General features: G+C 42.5%; 1 protein-coding gene and 1 pseudogene. Both read left to right on the top strand.

Annotation, left to right across the window (positions count from 1 at the left end; genetic code table 11):
- Positions 1-314: 314 nt before the first annotated feature.
- Positions 315-668 (top strand): hypothetical protein, encoded by a 354-nt coding sequence (locus tag AC805_RS13975; protein WP_055075986.1) that lies wholly within the window; start codon positions 315-317, stop codon positions 666-668.
- A 53-nt stretch (positions 669-721) separates the two neighbouring features.
- Positions 722-1173, top strand: a pseudogene (locus AC805_RS13970) (hypothetical protein); the annotation flags it as partial.

Below are 1173 nucleotides of genomic sequence, written 5' to 3'. Positions count from 1 at the left end.
CTTTTCAATTAATGGGGCTTGTGGCGAATAGTGGTGGGGTCTGCCAAATCTCCCCTTAGTTTTGCGGATCGCTCGGCGGCTATTGGTGCTAAGCAGGTAATACGCTCTTAATTCCATAATTCAAAAATCTATCTAAAGGAATAGGCGAGGCTCAAAATATGGATGTCCATTCATAGAACCCATTGGGTTCCATCTATATCCGTCCATCTAATCCTAGCATTGTACGCTCATGATGGACGCTATATGTAGCGTTTAGTTTTTGTAAAAATCTGTTAGATTCGTTTTGCACATACTAAATACAGTGAGTTTTTCTAATGCCTGATTTAACTTTTGGTAAATTAAATACTGCTCTTGGCGCTACTGCTTTTAGTGTTTCTGGCGCAAACCTGACCATTGACTTGTCTTTGTTGATGGGAGAATCTTCGATTTCACTTACTGATGAGAAGCTCGCAGAATTTATTACAAATTTGCTTGATGTTGCGAGCGCTGCTCAGACTGCCTTTAATGCTGATTCTGCTAATACAACTAAGTTGGCAAGCTATCCTACTCCAGTTTCGGGCGTTCCTTCTTTTGATTCTGCTGCGGGTAAGTATTACGTCGTATCTACCTACAGCTTTGACAGTCGCGCACCCCTGAATAAAGCAGAAACTACTGCTGTTCCTGCCTAGAGTCTTCTCTAGATAGTTTCTAATCAACCCTTTATTCACAGGAAAGAATAACAATGTCATCTAGATTGGTTTATGTGGCGCTAGAAGCGCCTTACGCAGATCACAAATATGGTTTCAGGACAACCATTGAAGCAGGTCGGGGCACAACTTTGGGACATCAAACCCTTGATGCTTCAACGCCTGTAACTGGCTTGATTTTTGGGGCAAATCACCCAAAGCCTAAAAGAGCTTCCAAAACCTTTGCTACTGGTACTACTTCCAGCTTTATTGCTCCTTCAGCGATCGCGGCTGCTGTTGCTGCTGGTTGGGATATTGTCAAGGCGAAATCTAACGGCAGAAAATCAAATTCACGCTTTCAAGTCGCGGTATATGTGACCATCAACGGGGTTAAATATGCTTGGGCTATGAAAAAGACTCAGCTTGCTAAGCTTGGTACTAATTTGAAAGCTTTGGGGATTAAAAAGGTTACAGGGGCTGAGCAAGATTTAGTCTTTGGAGCTTCTTT

Source organism: Pseudanabaena sp. 'Roaring Creek' (assembly GCF_001402795.1).
Lineage (GTDB): Bacteria > Cyanobacteriota > Cyanobacteriia > Pseudanabaenales > Pseudanabaenaceae > Pseudanabaena.
Note: the sequence above shows the minus strand (reverse complement) of the source record. Positions and strands in the feature narration are given on the sequence as shown.

Excerpts from the sequence above, each read along its gene's own strand:
- AC805_RS13975 (WP_055075986.1), top strand. The coding sequence starts at position 315 with ATGCCTGATTTAACTTTTGGTAAATTAAATACTGCTCTTGGCGCTACT.